Source organism: Sandaracinobacteroides sp. A072 (assembly GCF_052616365.1).
Genome location: NZ_JBQXGU010000001.1, coordinates 1,084,911 through 1,107,813 on the forward strand (window position 1 = coordinate 1,084,911; position 22,903 = coordinate 1,107,813).

Sequence of the window (22,903 nt, forward strand, 5' to 3'; positions counted from 1 at the left end):
CGTCCTTGCACGCTGGCCCGGGCCATATCAGTTGACCGCTTCCCGCCGCCGTTACAGACTTGCCGGCGATGACAAGCGCTCCCGGTTTTTCCGACATCCGCATCGCCCATGCGCGCATTGCGCCGCATATCCACCGCACTCCGGTCCTGACCTCGGCAGCCATTGATTCGGCGGTTGGCGCGACGCTTCTGTTCAAGTGCGAGAATTTGCAGAAAGCCGGCGCCTTCAAGGCGCGCGGGGCCTATAATGCTGTTCTGGCGCTCAGCGATGAAGAGGCGGCGCGCGGGGTCGTGACCCACAGCAGCGGCAACCATGCAGCCGCCCTGGCGCTGGCGGCGCGGACGCGGGGCATCGATGCCCATGTGGTGATGCCGAAGACTGCGCCTGCTGTTAAGAAGGCCGCTGTGCGTCACTATGGCGGCATCATCCACGAATGCGAGCCGACGCTCGCCGCGCGCGAAGCGGCTGCGGCGCAGCTGGTTGACGATACGGGCGCCACTCTCGTGCCACCGTTCGACAGCAGCCATGTCGTGGCGGGGCAGGGCACCTGCGCCGTCGAACTGATCGAGGATGCCGGAACGCATTTCGATGTGATCAGCTGCCCCGTGGGCGGGGGCGGGCTGCTGGCGGGCACGGCGATCGCCACGGCTGCCCTTTCCCCCGGCACGCGGGTGATCGCCGCCGAACCGGCACGTGCGGACGATGCCGCGCGCGGTTTCCGGCTGGGCATCATCCAGCCGCAGGTGCTGCCGGTCTCCACCATTGCCGACGGGCTCACCACGGCCATGTCCGCCATGACCTTCGCTGTCATGCGCGAATTGGTCCATGACGTGGTGACCGTGTCGGACGAGGCGATCATCGAGGCGATGCGGCTCATCTGGTCCCGCATGAAGATCGTGGTGGAGCCCAGTTGCGCCGTTCCGCTGGCCGCCATGCTGGAAGGGGCCTGGGATGCCCGCGGGCAGACGGTCGGGGTCGTGCTGACAGGCGGAAACGTCGATCTGGACCGCCTGCCGTGGACGGGATGAAGGCGGCAGACAGGCCGGCAGGCCGTGGCCTGACACGGGCCGAAGCAGCCTGGACCCTCACGGAGGCCGCCAACGAGCCCTATTTCAACCTTGTCCAGCGCTATGTCTTTGCGCCCTATTTCGCCGGCACCCTTGCCACGAGCCAGGGTGAGGGCGCGAGCCTCTGGGGCTTTGCCCTTGGCGCCGTGGGCCTCACCATCGCCATATTGGCGCCGACGCTCGGCGCCATTGCGGATTCGGGCGCGCGACTGAAGCCCTGGCTGGCAGCCGCAAGCCTGATGACCGTGCTGGCGGCGTCGAGCCTGTGGTTTGCGGAGCCGGGCGTCACGCTCTGGCCGGTGCTGCTTGCCATCTTCTTCGCCTCGGTCTCGGCGGAGCTGATGAACCAGTTCGCCAATGCTTTCCTGCCCGGCGTTGCCCATCCGCGGCGTCTTGGCCTTCTCTCGGGGCTTGCCTTCGGGATCAGCCAGCTCGTCGGGATCGGTGCGCTGCTGCTCGTCCTTGCGGCAAGCCGTGCGCCGCCAGCCTTTCTGGATGGCGTGCCCAACGCAGTCGACAGGCTGGCTGGCCCCATCGGTGCGGCCGCCGTCATCCTTTTCATTCTGCCCTTTCTGTTTTTCGCCCGCGAAACAGGCGTGGCCCGGCCCGTATCGGTCAGGCTTGGCCTGAGCGACCTGCGCATCACGCTGAAAGAGGCCTGGCGGGAACGGAACATGCGTTTCTTCCTGATCGGCCGGATGATCACCGCCGATGGCCTGTCCATAATCTTCGCCTTCGGCGCGGTGCTGGGCGCCACCAGCTTCGGCTGGAAGGCCGACAGCCTTGCAGTCTTCGGCCTTGTCATCACGCTTTTCGGCGCGGCGGGCGGTTTTCTTGGCGGGTGGCTTGATTCCCGGATCGGCGCGCGCGGGCTCATCCTCTCGGGGATCCTTCTTGTAGCCCTCGGCACGGCGCTTGTCCTGTTCACCGACAGCGACTCGATCTTCGGCATGCCAACTGGCGTGGCGCTGGGGGTGCCGCTGGCAAGCCCGCAGGAACGCGTTTTCCTCTTTTGCGGTGCGCTCATCGCCATGGGGGCGGCCTTCACCATTTCCGGGCAGCGCGCGCTGATGGCCATGCTGGCGCCGCCCGGCAGGGCTGCATCCTATTTTGGCCTGTTTGCCTTTGTCGGCAAGGCGACGGCCTTTGTCGGCCCCTTCATCGTGGGGATCATTGCCGCAGCCACCGGCTCGGTGCGGCCGGGCATTGCCGTGGCGCTTCTGTTCCTGGGCCTCGGCTTTCTGGCGATGTGGGTCGTGCGCTCTCCAAAAGGGCGGCTGGCGTAAGGGCCACGCTTGCGCGATGTCCTTGTCCACAAGGAGGAGTTGCCCATGGATTTCGCGCTGCCCAAGGATCTGCAGGATTATCTGGCCGAACTGGATGCCTTCATCGAGGCCGAGATCAAGCCGCTACAGGCCGCTGATGACAACGAGCGTTTCTTCGACCATCGCCGTGAATGGGCTCGCACCGATTTCGAAAACGGCGGCCTTCCCCGGCATGACTGGGAAGAACTGCTGAAGGAAGCCAAGCGCCGCGCCGACAAGGCAGGCCATTATCGCTATGCCATGCCTGCCGAGTTTGGCGGCAAGAATGGCACCAATCTCGGCATGGCCGTCATCCGCGAGCATCTGGCGGCCAAGGGGCTTGGCCTGCACAATGATCTGCAGAACGAACATTCGATCGTGGGCAACAACCCCTTCGTGCTGATGTTCCGCGATTTCGGCACCGAAGAGCAGCGGAAATATTATATTCCGGCCATGCTCGAGGGGCGGGCAATCATCGCCTTCGGCCTGACCGAGCCGCATCATGGTTCCGACGCCACCCACATGGAAACGCGGGCCGTTCCTGAAACGCGCGATGGCGTGAAGGGCTATCGCATCGATGGCGAGAAGATGTGGACGACCGGCATGCATGTGGCGACGCATTGCGCCACCTTTGCCCGTGTCTCCGGCAAGGACGGCGATGCCGCGGGCATCAGCTGCTTCCTCGTGCCGTCCGACACGCCCGGCGTGAAGGTCGAGGAATATCTCTGGACCTTCAACATGCCGACCGATCACCCGCGTGTCAGCTTCACCGATGTCTGGGTGCCCGAGGATGCGCTGTTCGGCCCGCCGGGCGGTGGCCTCGCCCTTGCCCAGCATTTCGTGCATGAAAACCGCATCCGCCAGGCGGCGTCGTCGCTTGGCGCCGCGACCTTCTGCATCGAGGAAGCGGTGAAATATGCGCGTCAGCGCAAGCCCTTCGGCGAGGCGCTGGCCAAGAACCAGGCCATCCAGTTCCCGCTGGTGGAACTGGCCACCCAATGCGAGATGCTGCGCCTGCTGATCCGCAAGACCGCCTGGGAAATGGACCAGATGTCGAAGCCGGAAGTCGAGAAGCGCATCTCAGACAAGGTGTCGATGTGCAACTACTGGGCGAACCGTCTGGTGTGCGAGGCGGCCGACCGGGCAATGCAGGTTCATGGCGGCATCGGCTATTCGCGCCACAAGCCGTTCGAGCACATCTATCGCCACCACCGCCGCTACCGCATCACCGAAGGCTCGGAAGAGATCCAGATGCGCAAGGTCGGCGCCTATCTCTTCGGCTATCTCGGCCCGAAGCGGGAAAAGTTCCGCGAGCTGGATCAGGCCGGCCGCTAGGGCTCGGGGCTGAACGAAAGGGCAGGGGGTCAGCCGGGCGGCTGGCCCCCTTCGTCTTTCCGGAAGAAGGCGCCGACATCCTTCAGGAACTGCCGGAAGGCGAGGAAAAGCCCGACCGCAGCCAATAGCATCAGCAGCACAATGCCCAGGGCGACAAACGGGTTCGCCACGGCGAGCAGAAGCGCACCCGTGGTCAGCACGTCTTCCGTGCCTGAAACGGCGACATTCGACACCGGCTCGGGGCTCATGTTGACAGCGGTTCGTGCCGATGCCTTCGCCGCCGTGGGCGGCAAGGGCGGAGCCGCCCCCCAGCAGCAGGGTGACAACCTGCCAGAGCGGTTCCGACGGGTCGATGATGGCAAGCGCCAGAAGCGCGCCACCCAGCGGCCGGATGAGGGCGTGCAGACCATCCCAGGCGCTGTCTACCCAGGCGATCTTGTCCGCCAGGAATTCGGCCAGCGCGCCCAGGGCCGCTGCCCCCAGCACCCAGGGATTGCCAAGCAGTTTCAGTTGGTCGAGATGCTCTGGCAGGGGAAGCATGTCGAAGCGCATGGCAAGGCCCGCCACGAGCACGGTGGCATAAAGCCTCCAGCCAGCGAGAAGGCTGAAACTCGCGGCCATGGCGATCAGTTCCGTCGCGCCCATGGCAATGGCTCCTTCCCTGATGCAGCGGCCCGGCCCTGCGGACGCCGTAGCGCCGTCCCCACTGCATGCGTGATAGTGCCTGCCTTGCCACATGCGAGGCAAGCCTGATTGAGTGATGCCGTTGAAGGGCCTATCTGGGCTGCGTGACTGACACCCCATCCAACACGGCATCCCCCGCAACCGGGCAGGATGCCCCCCCTTCGCGCAAGCTTTCCAACCTGGGGCTGCTGTGGGGCTATGCCCGCGCCTATCCAGCCAGGCTTGCAGCCGCCTTTGCGGCCCTCACCACGGCGGCCGGTGCGACACTCGCCATTCCCCAGGGCTTCAAGCTGGTGGTGGACAAGGGGTTCGGAGCAGGGGCGGGCACCGACATCGCGCCCTATTTCTGGGGTCTTCTGGCGATTGTCGCCGTCATGGGCGTTGCCACGGCTGTCCGGTTCTATTTCGTCAGCTGGCTGGGGGAGCGCGTGGTCGCCGATCTGCGGCAAGATGTTCAGGCGCATCTGCTCAGGCTTGATCCGGGCTTCTTCGAACTGAACCGGCCGTCAGAAATTGCATCGCGCCTCACAGCCGATACCGGCGTCATCGAACAGGTTGTCTCCTCCTCGGCCTCCATCGCGCTCAGGAACCTGTTCATGGGCGTGGGCGGCCTTTTCTATCTGTTCAGCCTCTCCCCCAAGCTTACCGGCCTGATGCTGCTGGTCATTCCTGCGGTCGTGGTGCCCATCGTCCTGATGGGGCGGCGGGTGCGGGCGCTCAGCCGTGCAAGCCAGGATCGCATTGCCGATGTCGGGGCGCTGGTGTCCGAGGTTCTGCGCGCCATCCGTGTGGTGCAGGCTTTCGGGGCAGAGGGGCGCGAGACATCGCGTTTCACGGCCGTTGTCGAAAATGCGTTCCAGACCGCCCGCCGGCGCATCCGGGTGCGCGCCGTCATGACCGGCCTTGTCATCATGCTTGCCTTCGGGGCCATTACCCTCGTGCTGTGGGAAGGCGCCCGCGACGTGATCGCGGGCAACATGACAGGCGGCACCATCACCGCCTTCGTTCTGGCGGCGGCCATTGTTGCGGGGGCCTTCGGTGCGCTGACCGAAGTCTATGGGGATTTCATGCGCGCGGCGGGTGCGTCCGCAAGGCTGCGCGATCTGCTTGCCGAAACACCCGGCATTCGTGCCCCTGACAGGCCGCAGGCCCTGCCACGCCCGGCCGAAGGGTGCATCGATTTCGATCATCTCTCCTTCCGCTACCCCGGCCGGCCGGATGTCGCGGCGCTGGATGGCATAGATCTTTCCATTCGTGCCGGAGAACGGGTGGCGCTGGTTGGGCCTTCGGGCGCCGGCAAATCGACCCTCTTCCAGCTGGTCCAGCGCTTCTATGATCCGCAGCAGGGCATGGTCAGGATCGACGGCGTGGATCTGAAGCTGGCCGACCCGGCGGACATACGTGCGCGGATCGCCATCGTGCCGCAGGAAGCGGTCATCTTCATGGGGTCGGCCCGCTCGAACATTGCCTATGGCCGGCCCGATGCGAGCGAGGCCGAAATCTGGGCTGCAGCCGAGGCCGCCAATGCGGCAGACTTCCTGCGCGCCCTGCCCGAAGGGCTGGAAACCGACCTGGGGGAGGGCGGTTCGCGCCTTTCCGGTGGACAGCGCCAGCGGATCGCCATTGCGCGCGCCATTCTGAAGGATGCGCCCATCCTTCTGCTCGACGAGGCGACATCCGCGCTGGATGCCGAAAGCGAACGTCTGGTGCAGGATGCGCTGGAGCGGCTGATGCGCGCCCGCACGAGCCTTGTCATTGCGCACCGCCTTTCCACTGTCCGTGATGCGGACCGCATCATCGTTCTGGATGGCGGGCGCATCGTGGAACAGGGAAGCCATGCTGATCTTGTCGCCCGCGACGGCCTCTATGCCCGCCTTGCGCGGCTCCAGTTCGAGGAAAGCTGAGCGGCCCCGCGGTTTCTGACACGGCCTGTGACTGGTAGAGGGCAGGGCCGTTGACAGGCTGTTGCAGCGGACGGGCATGTGCAGGCACATGCCCCCTTGCGCGATCCACGACACTGGCTGCCGCTCCGGAGCTGTATCATTCCACCCGCATTTGCCTGCGCACATGGGCGGGCGAGCGGCTGGCTTATGCTCACATGATTCAGTGCTTGCGGATGTTGTCAGCCTGGCCTCCCTGTCCTTTCCTTGCCAGCGCGGTTTGCGGGATGGAGCAGTCAGGGTTCCGGCCTCGCTGATATCCGCCTGGGTCGATACCTGCAGCGATTTTGCGTCATGATCCCCAGAGCCAATGTGGCCACGGGTTGATCCGATGCGTACCGGCTCCAACCCGCGGGCCCCCGTGGCGGAAGAGAGCCATCCCGCAGGCCCATTCACCCCTTGCGTCTTGTCTGCGCGATGCTCGCCTTCATCCAGTCATATGAACCTTGGCCGGCGCCGGGGGCATTGTTCCCCCGGGAGGATCGGTTCGGGAGACACGACAGAGAATTCGCTGAATGGAGCAAAAAAGAAGGCGCCGAACCCGGAGGTTCAGCGCCCATTATCCGGCCAGTGAATGGCCATTCGGTAGAAGGTTCAGGCGTAGGCTTCGTTGCCCACAAACCCCATCTTCTGGATACCTGCCTGCTGCGCCAGAGCCATCACCTTTGTGACGATCTCGTAACGCGCCAGTTGGTCAGGCTTCAGCCGCAGCTCGGGCTGGGCTTCTGCCGGCTGGATCCCGCCGACTTGCTTCAGATACCCATCGAGCTGTTCAAGCGACACTTCCTGATCGTTCCAGTAGATGGTGTTCAGGAAGTCGATGTTGATCTGGTTGAAGTCCGGCTTGATGTCGCTCGGCAGGTTCGACGGCGGCGGAAGATCGAGCTTCACGGCGTGCGTCTGGATGGGGATGGTGATGATGAACATGATGAGAAGAACGAGCATGACGTCGATAAGCGGCGTCGTGTTCATTTCCCCCATCGGCTTGTCCTCGCCGCCACCGGCCCCGACTGACATTCCCATGTTTCTTGCTCCTGTGGCTTAGCGACGGACCACCGCGCCGGCGGGCGGCTCGGAGATGAAACCGATCTTCTGGTAGCCGGCCCGCTGCATGGCGAAGATGGCTCCGCCGATGCAACGATACTCGGTGTTCGAGTCACCCCGGATATGAACTTCCGGAAGCTCGATCGGAATTCCGGCAGCCTTCTGCTTCTCGACTTCTGCGAGGAGGTAGCTGGCTCCCTTTTCCCGCAGCTGTTCCGTCGATTCCAGCCTGGAAAGACCCCAGAAGATGTCGCAGTTCGCGTCGACCGAGAGGGGAACATTCTCAGGCTTGGTCGTCGTCGGGATGTTGACCACCTTCGGCAGGTTCACAGGTACCGTCTGGATGACGACCGGAACGGTGATGAGGAAGATGATGAGCAGAACCAGCATCACGTCCACGAGGGGCGTGGTGTTGATTTCCGACATCAACGCGCCTTCTTCCTGTTCGCCGACATTCATTCCCATGGGATATTCCCCTCAATACGCGTCGTCGGACTTACTTGCCGGCCGGCTTTGCGGCGGCAGCCGGAGCAGCCGGAGCAGGGCGGGCAATGCGGGCACCCGAAAGCAGGTAGCCGTGCACGTCAGCCGCGAAGGTGTTCAGCTTTTCCATGATCGTCTTGTTGCGGCCGGCGAGATAGTTGTAGCCGAGCACCGCAGGCACCGCGACGGCAAGACCGATGGCGGTCATGATGAGGGCTTCACCCACCGGGCCGGCGACCTTGTCGATCGAGGCCTGACCGGCGATGCCGATGTTCACGAGCGCGCGGTAGATACCGATGACGGTGCCGAGAAGACCGATGAACGGAGCCGTGGCGCCGACGGAGGCCAGGAAGGACAGGCCCGAGTTCAGCTTGGTGCTGATGAGGCCGGCCGAGCGGTTGAGGCTCATCGTGACCCACTCATGCTGGTCGATCTGGTCGGTCAGCTTGCCTTCATGATGGTCGAAGGCGCGCATGCCGTCGTCGGCGAGTTGGCGGAACGCCGAATTCTTGTCGAGCTTCGAGCTGCCGTCCTTGAGGCTGGTAGCGGTCCAGACCTTCTTTTCGGCATCGACTGCCTCGCTCATCATCTTGCGCTGTTCGAACCACTTGGTGAACATGATGTACCAGGAAACCACCGACATCAGCACCATGACGCCGAAGATGAACTGGGCGACGATGCCGCCCTGCTCGAGTGCGGCTACCAGGCCATAAGGGTTTTCCGTAGTCACGTCTGCCATGTTTAATCCCTCTACCGTGAAATGACTGGAATCTGATTAAGGATGAAAAGTCCGGGCGGCCGGGTCGGGCGCGCTTAGCGCCCGGCCTCAAGCCGCCAGGTGATGTTCTGCGTCCGCGTCGAAGGGACGGGCTGACCGTTCTCGGTGGCCGGGTTGAAGCGCCAGCGCCGCTGGGCGATCTGGCAGGCCCGTTCATCGAGGCGGCTGAAGCCGGTCGACCGGACGACTTCGCAGCTGTCCACGCGGCCATTGGTGCCGATGGTGATGCGGACGGTCATCGTCCCTTCCTCGCCGGCCCGGCGCGAGGCTTCCGGATAGTCGTCGGACGTGATGCCGACCGAGTTGCCGCGCGGGGACGCGGGCTTCACTTCGACCTTGGGTGGAGGCGGCGGTGCCGGCGGCGCCGGCGGCGCCACGCGCGGCGGCTCAGGCGTCGCGATGGTCGTCTGGGTGGTGATGGTGGGGGGCGGCGGTGCCGAGGTTTCGATCACCACGTCCGGCGGCGGAACGTAGGGCGGAATTTCCTCGAGCTTCGGCGGCGGCGGTGGCGCTTCCTCCGGCGGTGGGGCCTGCTCCTCGATGTTCACCGTCTCGAGCGGGCCGGTGATCACCTGGACGGCCTTGATGGCCAGCCCGGAAATCAGCGCATAGCCCATCAGCACATGGAGCACACCGACCGCAATGATCGAGATCCATGTCCGACGGCTCAGCCCTTCCTGCTGAAGATACGACATAGGCTGCTTGCCACTCCCTCACGCTGCGATCGTCTGCGACCGCCTGCTGAATACCCCTGGATCCGGAATTCGCCCCTGGCGAATGTGGACCCTTCGAAATCCCTACCCCTGTCCGGCAAGAGCCTCGACATGTCGTGGCCAGCCGGGCCAGTCATCGAGGCTTCATCCGAATCGGAAGCTGCCCCTTACCGGTTCCCATGACGAGGCCGCAACCGCAATGTTGCCACAATCCGGCCGTTCCCGTTCAAAAAGGTGGCTGGAAGGCTGGCATCATGCCCCTCTGCCGGCCAGGCAGACAGAGAACGGTTCCGATCACGACCCTGACATCGTTTTGATAACCGTGCGGCATTTCCGTCGCAACAGCTTTTCCGGTATTGAGGGAGGCATGACAAGATCCGGCCCCAATCGATCCCGCCGCTTTTTTCCCATTCTGGCCAGTATGTTGCTGTCACTGTTCGCGCCACAATCAGCGCTCCTTGCTACTGAACCAGAGCTTTCATGGACGGACTGGGCTGATCTTGCGCTGGCCAGCCCCGTTGTCCTGGCGGTCGAAATAGGAAAGGTCGACAGGCTGGGGCGGCGCGCTGCCCCGGACGTGCCGCCCGGCGAAGTCCGGGCTCTTGTCGAAGGGAATCTTACTGCCGCGCTCAAGGCCCCGGGACTATTGCCCGCTGCCGCCGCCTGGCTGTGGCAAGGGCCAGCGAACGCGCGCGGCCGCCCGCCCTTTGCGCCCCCGGCCCATGTACTGGTCTTTGCAAGGCCGCTTGCCGGCGGGGCCGATCCCTCCACACAGCCACTGGCGCTTGTCAGCCGCTCTGCGCAGCAGCCCTGGAGCGCGGCAAATGCGGATCTGATCCGCCAGCTGCTCATGGAAGCGCGGGAAACCGGCGGCGACAGGATGGTGACCGGCATCACCGATGCCTTTCATGCCGCTGGCGCGGTGGAAGGCGCATCCGAAAGCCAGTTCTTCCTCTCCACGCGCGCGGGCGGGCCGATGACCCTGATGGTCCGCCGGTCACCGGTTGCGGATCCCGAAATCCTCGTTGCCGACGGCGATCTCGTCGACAGGGCTGTTCCCGTCACGCCGCGCACACTGGCGTGGCGCGCGCTCGCCTGTGGCCTGCCCGAAAGTCTGCCGGAACGCCTTGCAGCCGACAAGGGCCTCGCGGACGACTATGCCCTTGCACGGGCACGCATCGGGGCATGCGGCCGGACGCTTCAGCCCCCGGCCTGATCCGGGCTTTATCCGGCTTCAGTCGCTGGAGAGCAGGACGCCGACGGCGTTTGTGTCGGGATAGACATCGGGCTTGCGCAGGCTGATCCTGAGCGCGGTGACGCCTGGCCGCGAGGCGATCATGTCGAAGATCTCGGCGGCCAGCGTTTCCTGAAGGTTGAAGCGCCTGGCAGCCACCAGGTCGATGATTCCGGTGCGGATGAAATCATAGTTCCACGAGGCTTCGCGCGTGTCCTCCTGCGGCCAGTGCGCCAGATCGAGCGTGACCTCGACACAGGCCAGAATGCGCTGCCGTGTGCCCACTTCGAAATCGTGAAAGCCGATGTCGGCCAAAAGCACGAGATCCTCCAGGAAGACCTTGTGGGTCTTTGGCTGGAGCCGGGGCTGTCGGGCATCGTTCAGGGGATGGACTGTCATGGTTTCACCATATGGGCGACATCGCGCGGGAGCGCCAGAAAACGCTGGCCGGAATCGAGGTTGAGGGTCTGGCCCGTTACTGTGGGCGTGCGCACCAGATAGAGAAGGGCATTGACGAGATGCGCCACTTCCACGCCGCGCTCAAGCGCGTTGAGGCGGTGGGCCTTATCGAAAACGCCGCGGCTTTCCGGGCCCCAGCCCAGGGTGACGGAAGGCGCGATCGTGTTCACCCGGATCCTCGGCGCAAGGGTGCGCGCCGCCATTTCCGTGACAGCATCGAGGCCTGCCTTCGATACCGTATAGCTGAAATAATCCGGGTTGGGCGCCTGCAGCTTTGCATCGCCCATATTGATGACAAGGCCATTCCAGGCTTCGGGCAGGCGCCCGGCAAAGGCCTGGATAAGAAGGGCAGGCGCCCGAAGGTTCACCGCAACATGCTCATCCCAGAGATCAGGTCCGAAGGACGCCAGATCGTCCTCGACGAACTGGGAGGCGTTGTTCACCAGCAGTTGCGGCGGGCGGGGAAGGGCGCCGATGACATCCCGGCCGACCGTCCTGCCGGCAAGATCGGCCGCGACCACGATCGGCGGCGGTGCGCCGGTGGCGGCGATGCGGGCGGCCAGCGCCTCGGCCTCCGCACGGGAGCGGTTGCAGTGGATGGCGAGCTGGAAACCCTCGGCCGCAAGCGCCTCGACGAAGGCCGCGCCGATGCGCCTGGCGCCTCCCGTGACAAGGGCGACAGGTGGCTGGCCATCAGCTGTGTGAAATTCCTGTGGTGCCGGCATGATGGCGCCCGTTAGCCCATCCGGGCAGGGTGCGGCTAGGGGGCCACGTTGCATGAATTGCCCTCCTGCGGCTATGGGTAGCACATGTTTTTCCAGAGAATTGAAGCCGCCGGCGCGGGGGGCACGACCCCGGCCGCCAAAGAAACTTACAAGGCATCCGACATCGGCGAACAGGCCGAGGAACTGAGCCGCGACCTCTTTTCATGGTTCAGGGCCGACAGCCTCGAAATCCTGATCGGCGTTGCCGTCGGCTTAGCCATCTACTCCCTGCTTGTCCTGATCCGCGGCTGGGTGCGAAGCCGCCTGAAGCATCATTCCGCGCCCGGCAGCTGGAGCTGGGTTTTGCTCAAGGTCATTTCCCGCACGCGCAGCTTCTTCCTTGTGATGGTTGCCGTGAAGATGGTGGTCGCAGGCTTTGGCGCGCCGGATGCCTTGGCCAGGCTCGTCACCTTCGTCTTCACCATCACCACTGCGATCCAGGGCGCCTTCTGGGTCAGGGAGCTTCTTCTGTCCCTCGTCGAGCGGCGCGCGAAGGAGCAGGGCGAAAGCGACGCCTCCATCAATTCGGCGATCGGCGTTCTCACCGTCATCATCAACGTCGTTGTCTGGGCGATCACCGGGATCATCCTGCTTGATAATCTTGGCGTCAATGTCACCGGCCTTGTTGCCGGCCTAGGCATCGGCGGCATCGCCATTGGCCTTGCGGCACAGGGGATCTTCTCTGACCTCTTCGCGGCGCTTTCCATCCTGCTCGACAAGCCATTCCAGAAGGGCGAGACAATCCAGGTGGGCGGCCCGCAGGGTGTTGTCGGCACGGTCGAGCATATCGGCCTGAAAACGACACGCCTGCGCGCACTTTCCGGCGAGATTGTCGTGATGGCGAACACCAATCTGCTGAGCCAGCAGATCAACAATTTCGCGGCCTTCAACAGGCGGCGCGTGGTGATGGTGCTTGGCTTCATTTACCAGACCAGCCCGGAGCAGATGGCGGCCATTCCGGATGAGATCCGGAAGATCGTGGAATCCCGGCCGCTTTGCACCTTCGACCGCTGCTATTTCACCGGATTCGGCGCATATTCGCTGGATTATGAGCTGGTCTTCTTCGTCGAGGCGGCAGGCATGGTCGAGATGCTGGAGGAACGGCAGGCCATCAGCTTTGCCATGTTCAGGCGCTTTGCCGAGCTCGGGATCGAGTTTGCCTATCCGACACAGGTGCAGATGCTGGCCGGGCCGGATGGCGAGGTGGTCGATCCTCACAAACCGCTGGCGCCTTCTGCCCTTGGCATGTGCGAGAAGCCGTCCGAAGGCTGATGGCGGGAGGCTGGCGGCCGAATGTCCCCTGCCGGCAACTGTAAGACACAGGTCACGAAAATGGCCCCGGCTGACAGCAGCCGGGGCCATTTCCTGTTCCGGTCCTGAATGCCCTGTCAGCGAGAGGGCATTCAGCGCCGTGCGTCAGCGCCCTCAGGCGGTCGCGATGGTCCGGCGGCGAAGGGCGGCGCCCACCATGCCGAAGCCGGCGATCAGCATCGCCCAGGTGGCAGGCTCCGGAACGGCGGGGCTGCCGCCGTCACGCACCAGAAGCGTTTCGTAATAAAAAGTGCCGGGCTGCTCCGGGTTGTACCAGAGGCCATCAGCGCCATTGCTCCAGTCGCAGTGCGTGTAGTTGATGGAGAAGAAGGCTGCGGCGCAGGCTGCGTCTCCCGGAGGCGTGCCGGCCTGGAAGGTGTTGCCATAGGCATCCGACCCGCCCTGCGGCACGTTAGCGCCGTCGAAGACGAAATCCATCGCCGTGGGGCGGAGCGCGAACTCCGCTGCAGTTGGCAGGCGCCAGCCGAACTGGGACTGGTAGCTGAGGTCGATGTCGCCGCAGCCGCCATAGGCGTCGCACGGGTTGGCCCATGCCCACACAAGGTCATTGTGGGTGATGGTCGCGTTTTCCGGAACCGGCACGTTCACGGCGGCAACCGCCGGGGTGGTTGCGAATGCTGCGGCGGCAAGGGCCGCAAAAGCGAGATATTTCATGATGACGCCCTCGATGAATGTTGGCCAGTCGGGCTGGCGTTTTCCTTCCAAGCAAATATCGTGCCATAAAGTCGTGCATTGAAATCAAAGGGGAAAAAGCGTTTTCCTCTCCGCCAACTGTAAGAAATCCCGACAGGTCAACCATTATCCGTGTACGGTGGCCGGGCTGCCCCACTTCTGATGCGGCGGGCTTGCGCCCTTCTGTGGCGGGGGGCTAGACCTTGGCCTGAATTAGGGGCCTGAATTAGGGGCCTGAATTGGGGAGGTAATTTCAATGACAAGAAGGATGTTGAGTGTCGCCGACTATCTCGGCCTGAAGGGCAAGCCCCTCGGCAAGTCGGAGTGGATCCTTGTCGATCAGGCGCGGATCGACCAGTTCGCCGAAGTGACTGGCGATCATCAGTTCATCCATGTGAATCCAGACTTGGCAAAGGCCACGCCTTTCGGCACCACCATCGCCCATGGCTATCTTACCCTGTCGCTTCTTTCGCGCATGGCTTATGATGTCATGCCGGGCATCGAGGGGACGAAGATGGGGGTGAATTATGGCCTCAACGCCGTCCGCTTTCTTGCACCGGTGAAGAGCGGAAGCCGGGTGCGTGGTGATTTCGTGATGAAGGATGTGGACGAGCGTTCGCCGGGCGTGCTGCGGTCCACTGTCGAAGTCACGGTCGAGATCGAGGGCGAGGCGAAGCCGGCGCTTGCAGCCGAATGGGTGACGCTCGCCTATGTCTGACCGGCAGATGTGACCGGAGGGCCGTGACTGGCGGGCATGGGCCCGCAGCGCGGATGGATTGATGCCGAAGGGAGATCGGGATGCGTGAAGCAGTTATCGTGTCGACGGCGCGGACGCCGATCGGGAAGGCGCATCGCGGCGCTTTCAATGCCACGCCTGCGCCGACGCTGGCGTCGCATGCCCTTAAGGCCGCTGTCGCGCGGGCAGGGCTGGAAGGGCCAGAAATCGACGATGTGGTGATGGGTTGCGTGCTCACCCAGGGCACTGCGGCACCGAATATCGGCCGGCTTGCGCTTCTGCGTGCCGGTCTTCCCGAAAGCGTGCCGGGCCAGACGATCGACCGGCAATGCTCGTCTGGCCTGATGGCGATCGCCATCGCGGCGCGGCAGATCATCGTCGATCATCAGCAGATCGCCATCGGGGCCGGTGTCGATTCCATCTCCACGGTGCAGAACGAGAAGTTCCGCGCCGAAGCGGACATGGAACTGGTGGCGATGCATCCAGACATCTACATGCCCATGATCGACACCGCCGAAGTTGTCGCCCAGCGCTATGGCGTGAGCCGGGACCGGCAGGATGAATATGCGCTGCTTTCGCAGCAGCGCACGGCCGCCGCCCAGGCAGCCGGCCTGTTCGATGATGAAATCATTCCCGTGACCGCCACCATGAAGATGGTGAACAAGGAAACGAAGGAAGTCGTCGAGCGGGTCGTCACCCTCGATAAGGACGAGGGAAACCGCCCGGAGACGACCCTGGAGGGGCTGAAGGGCCTGCAGCCGGTGCGCGGGCCGGGCAAGAACATCACGGCGGGCAATGCCAGCCAGCTTTCCGATGGCGCGTCGGCTGCCGTTCTCATGGAAGCCGGCGAGGCGGCACGGCGCGGGCTGAAGCCGCTTGGCCGCTATGTCGGCATGGCGGTTGCCGGCCTTGCCCCTGACGAAATGGGCATCGGCCCGGTTTTCGCCGTTCCGAAGCTGCTGAAGCAGCATGGGCTTTCGGTGGATGATATCGGGCTGTGGGAACTTAACGAGGCTTTCGCCGTTCAGGTTCTGTATTGTGCAGACAGGCTGGGCATTCCGGTCGATCGGCTGAACGTGAATGGTGGCGCCATTTCCATCGGCCATCCGTTCGGCATGTCGGGTGCGCGCCTTGCCGGCCATGCGCTGATCGAGGGGCGGCGCCGGGGTGTGCGCCATGTTGTCGTCACCATGTGTGTGGGCGGTGGCATGGGGGCGGCCGGTTTGTTCGAAGTGCTCTGAACCGGGCCTTTTCACCGGCCGGGGCAGGCGCAGGGGGTTGGATGCCACAAGGGGCATCCTAAGTTGACAGCTATGGGCAACGGCCCGGCCGGGCCATTGGGAAAGGGACCGACGATGGACGAGAACAGCAGGACCATCACCGACCTTGCGGATGACGTCGCGAAGAATGCAGGCGATGTTGCCGAGGATGTCACGGCAAAGGCGTCCGGACGCGCTGCTCGCGCCAGGGAAAAGGCCGAGGAGGTCATCGTGGAGATGAAGGACGAAGTCTCGGAAATCGCGTCGAAGGCCGGGGAGGGCGCCCGTCATGCGGCATCTTCCGGAAAGGATATGGCGTGCGATGCGCTGGATGGCCTGGCCGAGGCCGCCCGCCAGATTGCTGGCAAGATCGATGAGGGCAAGGGCGGCAACAACGCCATTGCCGCCGACTATGCGCGCAAGGTCGCGCAAGGCGTGGAGCGTTTTTCAAGCCGGATGAAGGCCAAGGATGTGGCCGAAATCGCCGATGATGCGCGCACCGTGGTTCGCGAGAATCCGGCACTTGTCGTCGGTGCGGCAGCGCTCGTCGGCTTTGCGCTCGCGCGGTATCTGAAGGGCGGTTCGGGCAGCGACGAAGCCTGAACCCGATGCTGTCCGACAGCCAGGCCGGTTCGCGGCAAGACATGCCGGATGCGGAAAGGAGCGGGGCTGATGGCCCTGCTTCCCCGCAACCGCTGTTTGCGGCCCTTGGCGATGCGCTTGCCGATGCCCGCGGGCTGATCGAATCGCAGGCGCAGATGGCGCGTGCCGAGGCCGGGCGGAACGCCCGCGTCATCGGTGGCGGGGCAGCCATGGTTGCAATCGGCATTTTGCTGCTTTCGGTTGCGATTGTCTTTCTTGCCGTGGCTGCCGTAGTCGCGCTTGCCGCGCTGATCGGTCTGCTGTGGTCCCTGCTTGCGATCGCTTTTGTGTCTGCCCTTGCGGCTGTGCTGCTGATGGCCCTGGGCAGGAGCAGAATCGCGTCGCAGCCCCTGTTGCCGCAACGCAGCATCGCCCGCATCCGGGGCGACCTGCAGCGACTTGGCGGGCTGCGCGGCAAGTCCGATTCCGAGCCGCGTGGCAAATGACAGGGAGGGTTTGGTGGCATCTGAAAGGCTGCAGGACAGGATCGAGGAACTGGACGCGCAGGCCCAGGCTCGCCGGGCCAGGCTCGAAAGCAATTTGCCGGTTTTGGTTGAGCGGCTGAAGCCGCGGAACCTTTGGAACGAAGGGGTTGATCGCGTGAAGAATGCAGCCTGGAGCGAAGTGGACCGCGTGACGGACGAGGCAATCCGCCTTGTCGAGGACCTGGTTCAGGACAGCATGTCGTGGGCAGGCGCCAACCGGAAATATCTCGGCACCGGCGCTGCCGTTGCCATGGCTGCCGCTGTGGGGATGTGGATGATGACACGCAGGAAGACCGTGCCGCTTTATGCGGCCTATGGCATGGAGGAACCTTGGATGGCCGAGGATGGCGAAAATGGCATGAAGGCCCGGGCTGCGGACGCCTGGGGCAAGGTGAAGGGCGATGCGGGGCATCTGGGCGAGAAGGCTGGCGAAGCCTATGGCCTGGCCCGCGCCCGCGCAGCCGATCTGGCCGAGGATGCGCGCGAGCGCGCCCAGCATGCAGCCGATGTTGCGCGGGAAAAGGCCGCGGAAGCTGCCGCCGCAGCATTCGAGGCTGCGGAAAAGGCACGGGACGCCGCTGGCGATGCCAGCCGCTGGGCAGGGCGGCAGCCCGCTGAACATCCGGCAACCGTCGTCGTTGCGGCGCTTGCCGCCGGTGCACTGATCGGCGCGCTCCTTCCTTCCGGCCGCCGGCGCGGCTGACTTGCACGGCGCGGCGCGGCATGGCCGCGCCGTTCAGCTTCTCGCAAGCGATTCTATGGCAAGTTGTTGCCATGAAATCATTTTGCCCGCGCATTCCGGCCACTGGCCCGAATCATCCCAGCCGGGCCGGAACAGACTGGAGCACCACTTGAAGACGCTAGCCACCGCTATCCTGCTCGGAACCGCCGCCATCGCCATGTCGTCCGTTGCGGGCGTTGCGCCCGCCATGGCCCAGCAGGCGCCGGCAACTGCGGCGCAGCAACAGGCAGCCGGCCAGTTCATCGACCGGCTGGCCGGGCAGGCCTTTGCTGTCCTTGAGGACAAAAGCCTTTCGAAGGATGACGCGCGCGACCGTTTCCGGACCCTGCTTCGGAACAATTTCACCATCGACGAGACAGGCATGCGCCTGATCCGCCGGTATCGCGCGCCAGGAAGCCCCATCAAGCTGACGCCCGCGCAGCTCGAAGCCTATCGCAAGGCCCTGCCGGACTTCCTCGTGAACACCTATTCCGACCGGCTCTATGATTTCGCGACAGCGAAGGTGACGGTTGTCAGGACCGCTCCGCGCGGCAATCGCGGCGATGTCGATGTCTATACGCGGATCACCGATCCGAAGGGCGGCAAGCCCATCGATGCCATCTGGCAGGTGAAATCGGGGCTGAAGCCCCTGGTGGCGAACATCACCGTCAATGGTGTGAATGTCGCGCTGACCCAGGAAGCGGACTTCAATGCCTATATCGAGCGCAATGGTTTCGATGCGCTCGTGGACTTCATGCGCAAGCCGAAATAGGCTCGAGCCATGATGGAATCCGCCCTCGTCGATCTGTCGCGCGCAGCCTTTGTGCATCCTTCCGCCGCCATTTACGGAAAGGTGACGGCGGGCGAAGGCAGTTCCATCTGGTGCAACGTCGTGATTCGCTCGGAAGCGGCGCATGTCGAGGTCGGCGCCTATACGAACATCCAGGATTTCGTGATGATCCACACGGATCCCGGCCAGCCGGTGGTGATCGGCTCGCATTGTTCGATCACCCACCATGCCACCATTCACGGCAGCACCATCGGCAACAATGTGCTGATCGGCATCAATGCCACCGTCTATGGCGGTTCCGTCATCGGTGACAATTCAATCGTTGGCCAGCATGCCTATGTGAAGGATGGCACCATCGTGCCGCCCAATTCCATCGTTGTCGGCTCGCCTGCCAGGGTGATCCGCATGCACAACAGCTGGATCGCCAACCGCATGAATGCGCTGGTCTATCATCGCAATGCCCTTGCCTATGCGCGTGGGGACCATCGCGCCTGGGAAGGGCCGGATTTCGAAGCCTGGGCGAAGGAGACGGTGGCGCGCCTCACCCGGGAGTTCGAGGCGCTTCAGGCCGAAAGCCAGGCCTGATCTCGCCCCTGCCGCGGCGAAGAATTTCCTGCGGCAGACATCTTGGCGGAACCTCCCTGTTCGTATAGGCGCGCGGCATGAGCAAACTGCATCTGGTGTTCGGGGGCCGGGTCAAGGATCCGCGCGGCCTCGATTTCGAAGATCCCGCCGCCCTTCATGTCGTGGGCATTTTCCCCGATTATGATGCTGCGGAATCGGCGTGGCGCGCGGAAGCGCAGCGCACGGTGGATGACGCCTCCATGAAATATGTGGTGGTCCACCTGCACAAGCTTCTGGAGCCGCAGGAATAATTGAAAGGCCCGGTCTTCCCGACGGAGACCGGGCCTTTTTCATTCCGTGGAGCAGGCCTTGCGCGGCACCGGTCAGGCCGGTGCCGGCAAATGGCTTTGTCGAGGCCTCAGCGGCCCTTCCAGACAGGCGCGCGCTTTTCGAGGAACGCCACAGGGCCTTCCTTCGCATCCTCGCTCGAGAAGACGACGGCCGAGGTCTGGTTGCTGATCTTCCACAGCTCCGATTCGGGCATGTCGAAGCTCATCCGCGCGACCTTGAGGCTCTCGCGGACGCTGAGCGGCGCATTGACGCTGATGGCCTTGGCGAGCGCGATGGCCTCGTCGAGAACCTTGTCCACCGGAACCAGCCTGTTGACGAGGCCGAGCGCATGGGCGCGCGGGGCGCCGATCGGGTCACCGGTGGCCACCAGTTCATAGGCGATGGCGGCGGGCAGGCGGCGGGTCAGGCGGAAGACGCCGCCGGCGCCGGCATAGAGGCCGCGCTTGACTTCCGGCAGACCGAAGCTCGCGCCTTCGGCCGCCACGATCATGTCGCAGGAAAGGGCCAGTTCGCAGCCGCCGGCAAGGGCGTGATTGTTGACGGCCGCGATCCAGGGCTTTTCGCGCTTCGCCGTGGCAAGGCCACCGAAGCCGCCATCGGGCGTGCTCAGAAGATGGCCACGGCCCTTCGAGATTTCCGACAGGTCGGCGCCGGCGCAGAAGGCCGCATCGGAAGAGGAGGCGAGGATGACGACCCGGATATCAGGGTCGGCTTCGGTCCTCTTCACGATCCAGTCCATCGCTGCCGCGACATCGCCATTGACGGCATTGCGCCTGTCAGGGCGGTTCAGCCGCACGACGCCGATATGGCCTTCGACGACTTCGAAGAGAACTTCGCGGCCAACGGATTCAGGCTTGTCAGTCATGTCTTCTTCTCCGGAAGTTGAACGGGATCAGGGCTCGCGCGACCAGCGTATCGGGGTCGGGTCGAGCCGTTCGAGGATGTAGAGGCTGCCGTGCGGCCCGCGCGCGAGCCGGAAACCATCGTCGAGGTAGGTGATCTCGGTCTTGCCGGCGGCTTCGCGCGGGCCATTGGCCTGCAGGCGGACGGGGGCTGCCGGCCCGGTGACGATGGCCTCGCTGAAGCGCACGTCGAGGTGGTTGTCATCCTCGGCTTCATACTGGCCGGCCAGGACCTGCGTGCCGGGGGTGCCATCCTCGTTCAGGAAGTGGATGACATTGTCATAATGGCCGGTTGCCGGGTCGATCTCGTTATAGAGCTCGATCACCTCGATCGGCGTGTTCGGCAGGATGTTGTAGCTGAGATGCGCCATGCTGGTGCGCCGCTGCAGCCCGAGGTTCGAATAGAGAAGGCGCCAGCGCCCGCGCAGCAGGCTCGCCGCGCGCGCGGGTTCCGGCGTCGGGTTCATGGCCTCGAGCTCCGCGGCCAGTTCGCGGATGCGACTGACCTGGCCCGGACCTTCCCGGAAGCCGACTTCGGTGGCCGCCCCGAGGGCGGCAAGTTCCTGTTTTATGTCGGAAGCATTACGCATCAGGGCAAAGGGCCGGTTTGGCGCGTCGAAGTCAACCTGACGGTCGGTGGAGGGTCGACCGCTCCGGATGCCACGGATGGCAGTCTTTCAGGCCGGTCTTCCCAGCAGGCTTCAGGCGATCGATAGCGCGATCTTGCCGACATGCCCGCCGGATTCCATCAGCCGGTGGGCATCGTCTGCCTGTTCCAGCGGGAAGGTCCGGTCGAGGCGGGCAGAAAGCGTGCCATCGGCGAATCGCGGCCAGACGGTTGCGGCAAGGGCTTTGGCGATGGCGCCCTTGTCCTCGATGCTGCGCGGCCGCAGCATCGAGCCGGTGAGCCAGAGCCGCTTGCGCATCACCAGCCCGATGTCGAGCTCAGCGCGTCCGCCTTTCTGGAAGGCGATGGAGACATGGCGGCCGCCGACGGCCAGGCAGGCGAGGTTGCGCGGCACATAATCGCCGCCAACCATGTCGAGGACGATGTCGACGCCGCGCCCGCCTGTCAGTTCGCGCACATGCGGGGCGAAATCGCCGCTGTTGTAATTGAGGGCGTGTGTGGCCCCAAGCGCGCGGGCCGCGGCGCATTTCGCGTCGGTGCCGCAGGTCACGATGACGGTAAAGCCGAGTATCTTCGCAAGGTCGATCGCCGTCACGCCGATGCCGGATGTGCCGCCATGGACGAGCACCGTCTCCCCGGCTTTCACCTCTGCCTGATCGACAAGGTTCGACCAGACGGTGAACCAGGTTTCGGGCAGGGTCGCGGCCTCGTCGAAGCGCATTCCGGGCGGAACCGGCAGGCACTGGGCGGCGGGCGCCACGACATAATCGGCATAGGCGCCGCCGGCGACAAGGGCCGTGACGGGGGCGCCGGTGGCGAGGATTTCCACGCCTTCACCCAGCGCGACGACGGTGCCGGCCGCCTCAAGCCCCAGGATGGACGGCGCGCCCGGCGGCATCGGATAATTACCCATGCGCTGCAGCACGTCCGGCCGGTTGACGCCGGCCGCATGCACCCGGATCAGCACCTCGCCAGGGCCGGGCGCAGGCACGGGGCGCTCCACCACCCGCAGGACATCGGGGCCGCCGGGTTTTTCAGGGTCGATCGCGCGCATGATGGAAGGAAGGTTGGTCATGCCCCAAGCGTTGCTGTGCCGGGCCGAAAAGTGCAAGACGCGGATCCACAAAGATGTTCGCCAGAGGAGCTGCCGATGGACATGGAAGATCTGCTTTCCGCCCGCCCGCAAAGCCCGCTCGCCCAGCTTCTGCGCGAGGATCTCGACCGGCTGAGCGTCGACGAACTGGACGCCCGCGTGGCGGCTCTCGAAGCAGAGATCGCGCGCTGCAAGGCCCGGCGCGATTCCGCCAGCGCCTTCCGCTCGGCGGCGGACAGCCTCTTCCGCAAATGAGCCAGCCTGCAAGCAGCCAGCCCGCAGCGCCCTTCGGCCGTCTTGTCCGGCGCGATGTCGAGCTGATGGCCGGGCGTCCCGGCGAATGGCTGATGCCGCTTGCCTTCTTCCTGCTCGTCGCCATCCTGCTTCCCTTCGCCATCGGACCGGATCCGGAGCTTCTGGCAAGGCTTGCCCCCGGCATCCTCTGGGTCGGGGCGCTTCTCGCCAGCCTGATGCCGGTCTCGACCCTGTTCGCCCTCGATGCGGCGGACGGCACGATCGACCAGCTGATGGTGCGGGGGATCGCCACGGAAACGCTGGCAGCGGCACGTATGCTGGCCCTGTGGGCAGGCTTCGGCTTGCCGCTGCTGTTTTCGGCGCCCATCGCCGCTGTCATGCTCAACCTCGACATGGCGCTCATCGGGCGTCTGATGGCCGGGCTTGCCGCCGGCGCCCTCGGCCTTTCGGCGCTGGCCGTCGTTGCCGCCAGCGTCACCCTTGGCGCAAGGGGCGGGGGCGGGCTGGTGGCGCTTCTGGTGATACCGCTTGCCATTCCCATGCTTCTGTTCGGCTCCAGCCCGGCCGAACCGGGGGCGCTTGGCCTGTGCATCGCATCCGCCCTGATGCTGGCCGCCATCGCGCCATTTGCCGCCGGCATGGCCATCCGGGCTGGGCGCGCCTGACAG

The 22,903-nt window shown here is 64.6% G+C and carries 27 protein-coding genes and 1 pseudogene; 16 read left to right on the top strand and 12 right to left on the bottom strand.

Going from position 1 to position 22,903, the window contains the following annotated elements:
• The first annotated feature begins 68 nt into the window (after positions 1 to 68).
• From ACUJ46_RS05280 to ACUJ46_RS05290, 3 genes are read left to right on the top strand one after another with little or no spacing between them, the layout of a single operon-like run.
• Positions 69 to 1,028, top strand: a complete 960-nt coding sequence (locus ACUJ46_RS05280) for a pyridoxal-phosphate dependent enzyme (RefSeq protein WP_445389374.1) — start codon at positions 69 to 71, stop codon at positions 1,026 to 1,028.
• Positions 1,025 to 2,353 (top strand): MFS transporter, encoded by a 1,329-nt coding sequence (locus ACUJ46_RS05285; RefSeq protein ID WP_445389543.1) that lies wholly within the window; start codon positions 1,025 to 1,027, stop codon positions 2,351 to 2,353. Before ACUJ46_RS05280 ends, ACUJ46_RS05285 begins: the two co-directional genes overlap by 4 nt.
• Before the next feature lie 45 nt (positions 2,354 to 2,398).
• Positions 2,399 to 3,706, top strand: a complete 1,308-nt coding sequence (locus ACUJ46_RS05290; RefSeq protein WP_445389375.1) for an acyl-CoA dehydrogenase family protein — start codon at positions 2,399 to 2,401, stop codon at positions 3,704 to 3,706.
• A gap of 29 nt (positions 3,707 to 3,735) precedes the next feature.
• Here ACUJ46_RS05290 and ACUJ46_RS05295 read toward each other — a convergent pair whose 3' ends face one another.
• Both ACUJ46_RS05295 and ACUJ46_RS05300 read right to left on the bottom strand, forming a co-directional pair.
• Complete coding sequence (locus tag ACUJ46_RS05295) at positions 3,736 to 3,954, bottom strand: DUF4126 domain-containing protein (RefSeq protein ID WP_445389376.1); 219 nt, start codon at positions 3,952 to 3,954, stop codon at positions 3,736 to 3,738.
• Positions 3,955 to 4,042: 88 nt separating this feature from the next.
• Positions 4,043 to 4,522 (bottom strand): annotated as a pseudogene (locus tag ACUJ46_RS05300) (DUF4126 domain-containing protein); the annotation flags it as partial.
• Between ACUJ46_RS05300 and ACUJ46_RS05305 the strand changes: the two are divergent.
• A complete protein-coding gene (locus ACUJ46_RS05305; RefSeq protein WP_445389377.1) occupies positions 4,495 to 6,294 on the top strand; it encodes an ABC transporter transmembrane domain-containing protein in 1,800 nt (599 codons plus the stop codon). The pseudogene ACUJ46_RS05300 and the gene ACUJ46_RS05305 overlap by 28 nt on opposite strands.
• Positions 6,295 to 6,924: 630 nt before the next feature.
• Here ACUJ46_RS05305 and ACUJ46_RS05310 read toward each other — a convergent pair.
• The 4 genes from ACUJ46_RS05310 to ACUJ46_RS05325 all read right to left on the bottom strand — a co-directional run bounded on the left by ACUJ46_RS05310 (position 6,925) and on the right by ACUJ46_RS05325 (position 9,330).
• On the bottom strand, positions 6,925 to 7,347 hold the full coding sequence (locus tag ACUJ46_RS05310) for an ExbD/TolR family protein (RefSeq protein ID WP_445389544.1): 423 nt from the start codon (positions 7,345 to 7,347) through the stop codon (positions 6,925 to 6,927).
• A 24-nt stretch (positions 7,348 to 7,371) separates the two neighbouring features.
• Complete coding sequence (locus ACUJ46_RS05315; RefSeq protein WP_445389378.1) at positions 7,372 to 7,839, bottom strand: ExbD/TolR family protein; 468 nt, start codon at positions 7,837 to 7,839, stop codon at positions 7,372 to 7,374.
• 31 nt (positions 7,840 to 7,870) lie between these two features.
• Positions 7,871 to 8,596: a MotA/TolQ/ExbB proton channel family protein gene (locus ACUJ46_RS05320; RefSeq protein ID WP_445389379.1), complete on the bottom strand. Its 726-nt coding sequence runs from the start codon at positions 8,594 to 8,596 to the stop codon at positions 7,871 to 7,873.
• A 74-nt stretch (positions 8,597 to 8,670) separates the two neighbouring features.
• Entirely contained in the window at positions 8,671 to 9,330 is a 660-nt protein-coding gene (locus tag ACUJ46_RS05325; protein ID WP_445389380.1) for an energy transducer TonB, read from the bottom strand.
• 439 nt (positions 9,331 to 9,769) lie between these two features.
• Between ACUJ46_RS05325 and ACUJ46_RS05330 the strand changes: the two genes are divergently transcribed.
• A complete protein-coding gene (locus ACUJ46_RS05330) occupies positions 9,770 to 10,564 on the top strand; it encodes a hypothetical protein (protein ID WP_445389381.1) in 795 nt (264 codons plus the stop codon).
• An 18-nt stretch (positions 10,565 to 10,582) separates the two neighbouring features.
• Here ACUJ46_RS05330 and ACUJ46_RS05335 read toward each other — a convergent pair whose 3' ends face one another.
• On the bottom strand, positions 10,583 to 10,981 hold the full coding sequence (locus ACUJ46_RS05335) for a dihydroneopterin aldolase (RefSeq protein WP_445389382.1): 399 nt from the start codon (positions 10,979 to 10,981) through the stop codon (positions 10,583 to 10,585).
• Complete coding sequence (locus ACUJ46_RS05340) at positions 10,978 to 11,766, bottom strand: SDR family NAD(P)-dependent oxidoreductase (protein WP_445389383.1); 789 nt, start codon at positions 11,764 to 11,766, stop codon at positions 10,978 to 10,980. The genes ACUJ46_RS05335 and ACUJ46_RS05340 overlap by 4 nt, the downstream gene beginning before the upstream one ends.
• 84 nt (positions 11,767 to 11,850) lie before the next feature.
• Between ACUJ46_RS05340 and ACUJ46_RS05345 the strand changes: the two genes are divergently transcribed.
• Entirely contained in the window at positions 11,851 to 13,077 is a 1,227-nt protein-coding gene (locus ACUJ46_RS05345) for a mechanosensitive ion channel family protein (protein WP_445389384.1), read from the top strand.
• Positions 13,078 to 13,230: 153 nt separating this feature from the next.
• Here ACUJ46_RS05345 and ACUJ46_RS05350 read toward each other — a convergent pair whose 3' ends face one another.
• Positions 13,231 to 13,791 carry a PEPxxWA-CTERM sorting domain-containing protein gene (locus ACUJ46_RS05350; protein ID WP_445389385.1) on the bottom strand — a complete coding sequence of 187 codons (561 nt, stop codon included), beginning with the start codon at positions 13,789 to 13,791 and terminating at the stop codon, positions 13,231 to 13,233.
• Between the two features lie 274 nt (positions 13,792 to 14,065).
• Here ACUJ46_RS05350 and ACUJ46_RS05355 point away from each other — a divergent pair, with 274 nt between their 5' ends.
• The 8 genes from ACUJ46_RS05355 (at position 14,066) to ACUJ46_RS05390 (ending at position 19,317) form a co-directional block, all read left to right on the top strand.
• The gene (locus tag ACUJ46_RS05355) at positions 14,066 to 14,527 is read left to right on the top strand and encodes a MaoC family dehydratase (RefSeq protein ID WP_445389386.1); all 462 of its coding nucleotides are present in this window, start codon (positions 14,066 to 14,068) and stop codon (positions 14,525 to 14,527) included.
• Between the two features lie 80 nt (positions 14,528 to 14,607).
• A complete protein-coding gene (locus ACUJ46_RS05360) occupies positions 14,608 to 15,786 on the top strand; it encodes an acetyl-CoA C-acyltransferase (protein ID WP_445389387.1) in 1,179 nt (392 codons plus the stop codon).
• A gap of 114 nt (positions 15,787 to 15,900) precedes the next feature.
• Positions 15,901 to 16,407: a hypothetical protein gene (locus ACUJ46_RS05365; RefSeq protein WP_445389388.1), complete on the top strand. Its 507-nt coding sequence runs from the start codon at positions 15,901 to 15,903 to the stop codon at positions 16,405 to 16,407.
• A 41-nt stretch (positions 16,408 to 16,448) separates the two neighbouring features.
• A complete protein-coding gene (locus ACUJ46_RS05370; protein ID WP_445389389.1) occupies positions 16,449 to 16,892 on the top strand; it encodes a phage holin family protein in 444 nt (147 codons plus the stop codon).
• A 13-nt stretch (positions 16,893 to 16,905) separates the two neighbouring features.
• On the top strand, positions 16,906 to 17,634 hold the full coding sequence (locus tag ACUJ46_RS05375) for a hypothetical protein (protein WP_445389390.1): 729 nt from the start codon (positions 16,906 to 16,908) through the stop codon (positions 17,632 to 17,634).
• Positions 17,635 to 17,782: 148 nt separating this feature from the next.
• The gene (locus ACUJ46_RS05380) at positions 17,783 to 18,424 is read left to right on the top strand and encodes an MlaC/ttg2D family ABC transporter substrate-binding protein (protein ID WP_445389391.1); all 642 of its coding nucleotides are present in this window, start codon (positions 17,783 to 17,785) and stop codon (positions 18,422 to 18,424) included.
• A 9-nt stretch (positions 18,425 to 18,433) separates the two neighbouring features.
• Positions 18,434 to 19,027 (top strand): gamma carbonic anhydrase family protein, encoded by a 594-nt coding sequence (locus ACUJ46_RS05385; RefSeq protein ID WP_445389392.1) that lies wholly within the window; start codon positions 18,434 to 18,436, stop codon positions 19,025 to 19,027.
• A gap of 77 nt (positions 19,028 to 19,104) precedes the next feature.
• Entirely contained in the window at positions 19,105 to 19,317 is a 213-nt protein-coding gene (locus tag ACUJ46_RS05390; protein ID WP_445389393.1) for a DUF4170 domain-containing protein, read from the top strand.
• Between the two features lie 107 nt (positions 19,318 to 19,424).
• Here the strand turns inward: ACUJ46_RS05390 and ACUJ46_RS05395 are convergent, their stop codons facing one another.
• The 3 genes from ACUJ46_RS05395 to ACUJ46_RS05405 all read right to left on the bottom strand — a co-directional run bounded on the left by ACUJ46_RS05395 (position 19,425) and on the right by ACUJ46_RS05405 (position 21,962).
• On the bottom strand, positions 19,425 to 20,222 hold the full coding sequence (locus ACUJ46_RS05395; RefSeq protein WP_445389394.1) for an enoyl-CoA hydratase-related protein: 798 nt from the start codon (positions 20,220 to 20,222) through the stop codon (positions 19,425 to 19,427).
• A 27-nt stretch (positions 20,223 to 20,249) separates the two neighbouring features.
• The gene (locus ACUJ46_RS05400) at positions 20,250 to 20,849 is read right to left on the bottom strand and encodes a PAP/fibrillin family protein (protein WP_445389395.1); all 600 of its coding nucleotides are present in this window, start codon (positions 20,847 to 20,849) and stop codon (positions 20,250 to 20,252) included.
• Positions 20,850 to 20,960: 111 nt separating this feature from the next.
• Positions 20,961 to 21,962 carry an NAD(P)H-quinone oxidoreductase gene (locus ACUJ46_RS05405; protein ID WP_445389396.1) on the bottom strand — a complete coding sequence of 334 codons (1,002 nt, stop codon included), beginning with the start codon at positions 21,960 to 21,962 and terminating at the stop codon, positions 20,961 to 20,963.
• A gap of 75 nt (positions 21,963 to 22,037) precedes the next feature.
• Here ACUJ46_RS05405 and ACUJ46_RS05410 point away from each other — a divergent pair, with 75 nt between their 5' ends.
• On the top strand, positions 22,038 to 22,235 hold the full coding sequence (locus ACUJ46_RS05410) for a DUF1192 domain-containing protein (protein WP_445389397.1): 198 nt from the start codon (positions 22,038 to 22,040) through the stop codon (positions 22,233 to 22,235).
• Complete coding sequence (ccmB, locus tag ACUJ46_RS05415) at positions 22,232 to 22,900, top strand: heme exporter protein CcmB (protein WP_445389398.1); 669 nt, start codon at positions 22,232 to 22,234, stop codon at positions 22,898 to 22,900. The genes ACUJ46_RS05410 and ccmB overlap by 4 nt, the downstream gene beginning before the upstream one ends.
• Positions 22,901 to 22,903 lie beyond the last annotated feature (3 nt).

Excerpts from the sequence above, each read along its gene's own strand:
- ACUJ46_RS05280 (WP_445389374.1), top strand. The coding sequence starts at position 69 with ATGACAAGCGCTCCCGGTTTTTCCGACATCCGCATCGCCCATGCGCGC.
- ACUJ46_RS05285 (WP_445389543.1), top strand. The coding sequence starts at position 1,025 with ATGAAGGCGGCAGACAGGCCGGCAGGCCGTGGCCTGACACGGGCCGAA.
- ACUJ46_RS05290 (WP_445389375.1), top strand. The coding sequence starts at position 2,399 with ATGGATTTCGCGCTGCCCAAGGATCTGCAGGATTATCTGGCCGAACTG.
- ACUJ46_RS05295 (WP_445389376.1), bottom strand. The coding sequence starts at position 3,954 with ATGAGCCCCGAGCCGGTGTCGAATGTCGCCGTTTCAGGCACGGAAGAC.
- ACUJ46_RS05310 (WP_445389544.1), bottom strand. The coding sequence starts at position 7,347 with ATGTCAGTCGGGGCCGGTGGCGGCGAGGACAAGCCGATGGGGGAAATG.
- ACUJ46_RS05315 (WP_445389378.1), bottom strand. The coding sequence starts at position 7,839 with ATGGGAATGAATGTCGGCGAACAGGAAGAAGGCGCGTTGATGTCGGAA.
- ACUJ46_RS05320 (WP_445389379.1), bottom strand. The coding sequence starts at position 8,596 with ATGGCAGACGTGACTACGGAAAACCCTTATGGCCTGGTAGCCGCACTC.
- ACUJ46_RS05325 (WP_445389380.1), bottom strand. The coding sequence starts at position 9,330 with ATGTCGTATCTTCAGCAGGAAGGGCTGAGCCGTCGGACATGGATCTCG.
- ACUJ46_RS05330 (WP_445389381.1), top strand. The coding sequence starts at position 9,770 with ATGTTGCTGTCACTGTTCGCGCCACAATCAGCGCTCCTTGCTACTGAA.
- ACUJ46_RS05335 (WP_445389382.1), bottom strand. The coding sequence starts at position 10,981 with ATGACAGTCCATCCCCTGAACGATGCCCGACAGCCCCGGCTCCAGCCA.
- ACUJ46_RS05340 (WP_445389383.1), bottom strand. The coding sequence starts at position 11,766 with ATGCCGGCACCACAGGAATTTCACACAGCTGATGGCCAGCCACCTGTC.
- ACUJ46_RS05345 (WP_445389384.1), top strand. The coding sequence starts at position 11,851 with ATGTTTTTCCAGAGAATTGAAGCCGCCGGCGCGGGGGGCACGACCCCG.
- ACUJ46_RS05350 (WP_445389385.1), bottom strand. The coding sequence starts at position 13,791 with ATGAAATATCTCGCTTTTGCGGCCCTTGCCGCCGCAGCATTCGCAACC.
- ACUJ46_RS05355 (WP_445389386.1), top strand. The coding sequence starts at position 14,066 with ATGACAAGAAGGATGTTGAGTGTCGCCGACTATCTCGGCCTGAAGGGC.
- ACUJ46_RS05360 (WP_445389387.1), top strand. The coding sequence starts at position 14,608 with ATGCGTGAAGCAGTTATCGTGTCGACGGCGCGGACGCCGATCGGGAAG.
- ACUJ46_RS05365 (WP_445389388.1), top strand. The coding sequence starts at position 15,901 with ATGGACGAGAACAGCAGGACCATCACCGACCTTGCGGATGACGTCGCG.
- ACUJ46_RS05370 (WP_445389389.1), top strand. The coding sequence starts at position 16,449 with ATGCCGGATGCGGAAAGGAGCGGGGCTGATGGCCCTGCTTCCCCGCAA.
- ACUJ46_RS05385 (WP_445389392.1), top strand. The coding sequence starts at position 18,434 with ATGATGGAATCCGCCCTCGTCGATCTGTCGCGCGCAGCCTTTGTGCAT.
- ACUJ46_RS05390 (WP_445389393.1), top strand. The coding sequence starts at position 19,105 with ATGAGCAAACTGCATCTGGTGTTCGGGGGCCGGGTCAAGGATCCGCGC.
- ACUJ46_RS05395 (WP_445389394.1), bottom strand. The coding sequence starts at position 20,222 with ATGACTGACAAGCCTGAATCCGTTGGCCGCGAAGTTCTCTTCGAAGTC.
- ACUJ46_RS05400 (WP_445389395.1), bottom strand. The coding sequence starts at position 20,849 with ATGCGTAATGCTTCCGACATAAAACAGGAACTTGCCGCCCTCGGGGCG.
- ACUJ46_RS05405 (WP_445389396.1), bottom strand. The coding sequence starts at position 21,962 with ATGACCAACCTTCCTTCCATCATGCGCGCGATCGACCCTGAAAAACCC.
- ACUJ46_RS05410 (WP_445389397.1), top strand. The coding sequence starts at position 22,038 with ATGGACATGGAAGATCTGCTTTCCGCCCGCCCGCAAAGCCCGCTCGCC.
- ccmB (WP_445389398.1), top strand. The coding sequence starts at position 22,232 with ATGAGCCAGCCTGCAAGCAGCCAGCCCGCAGCGCCCTTCGGCCGTCTT.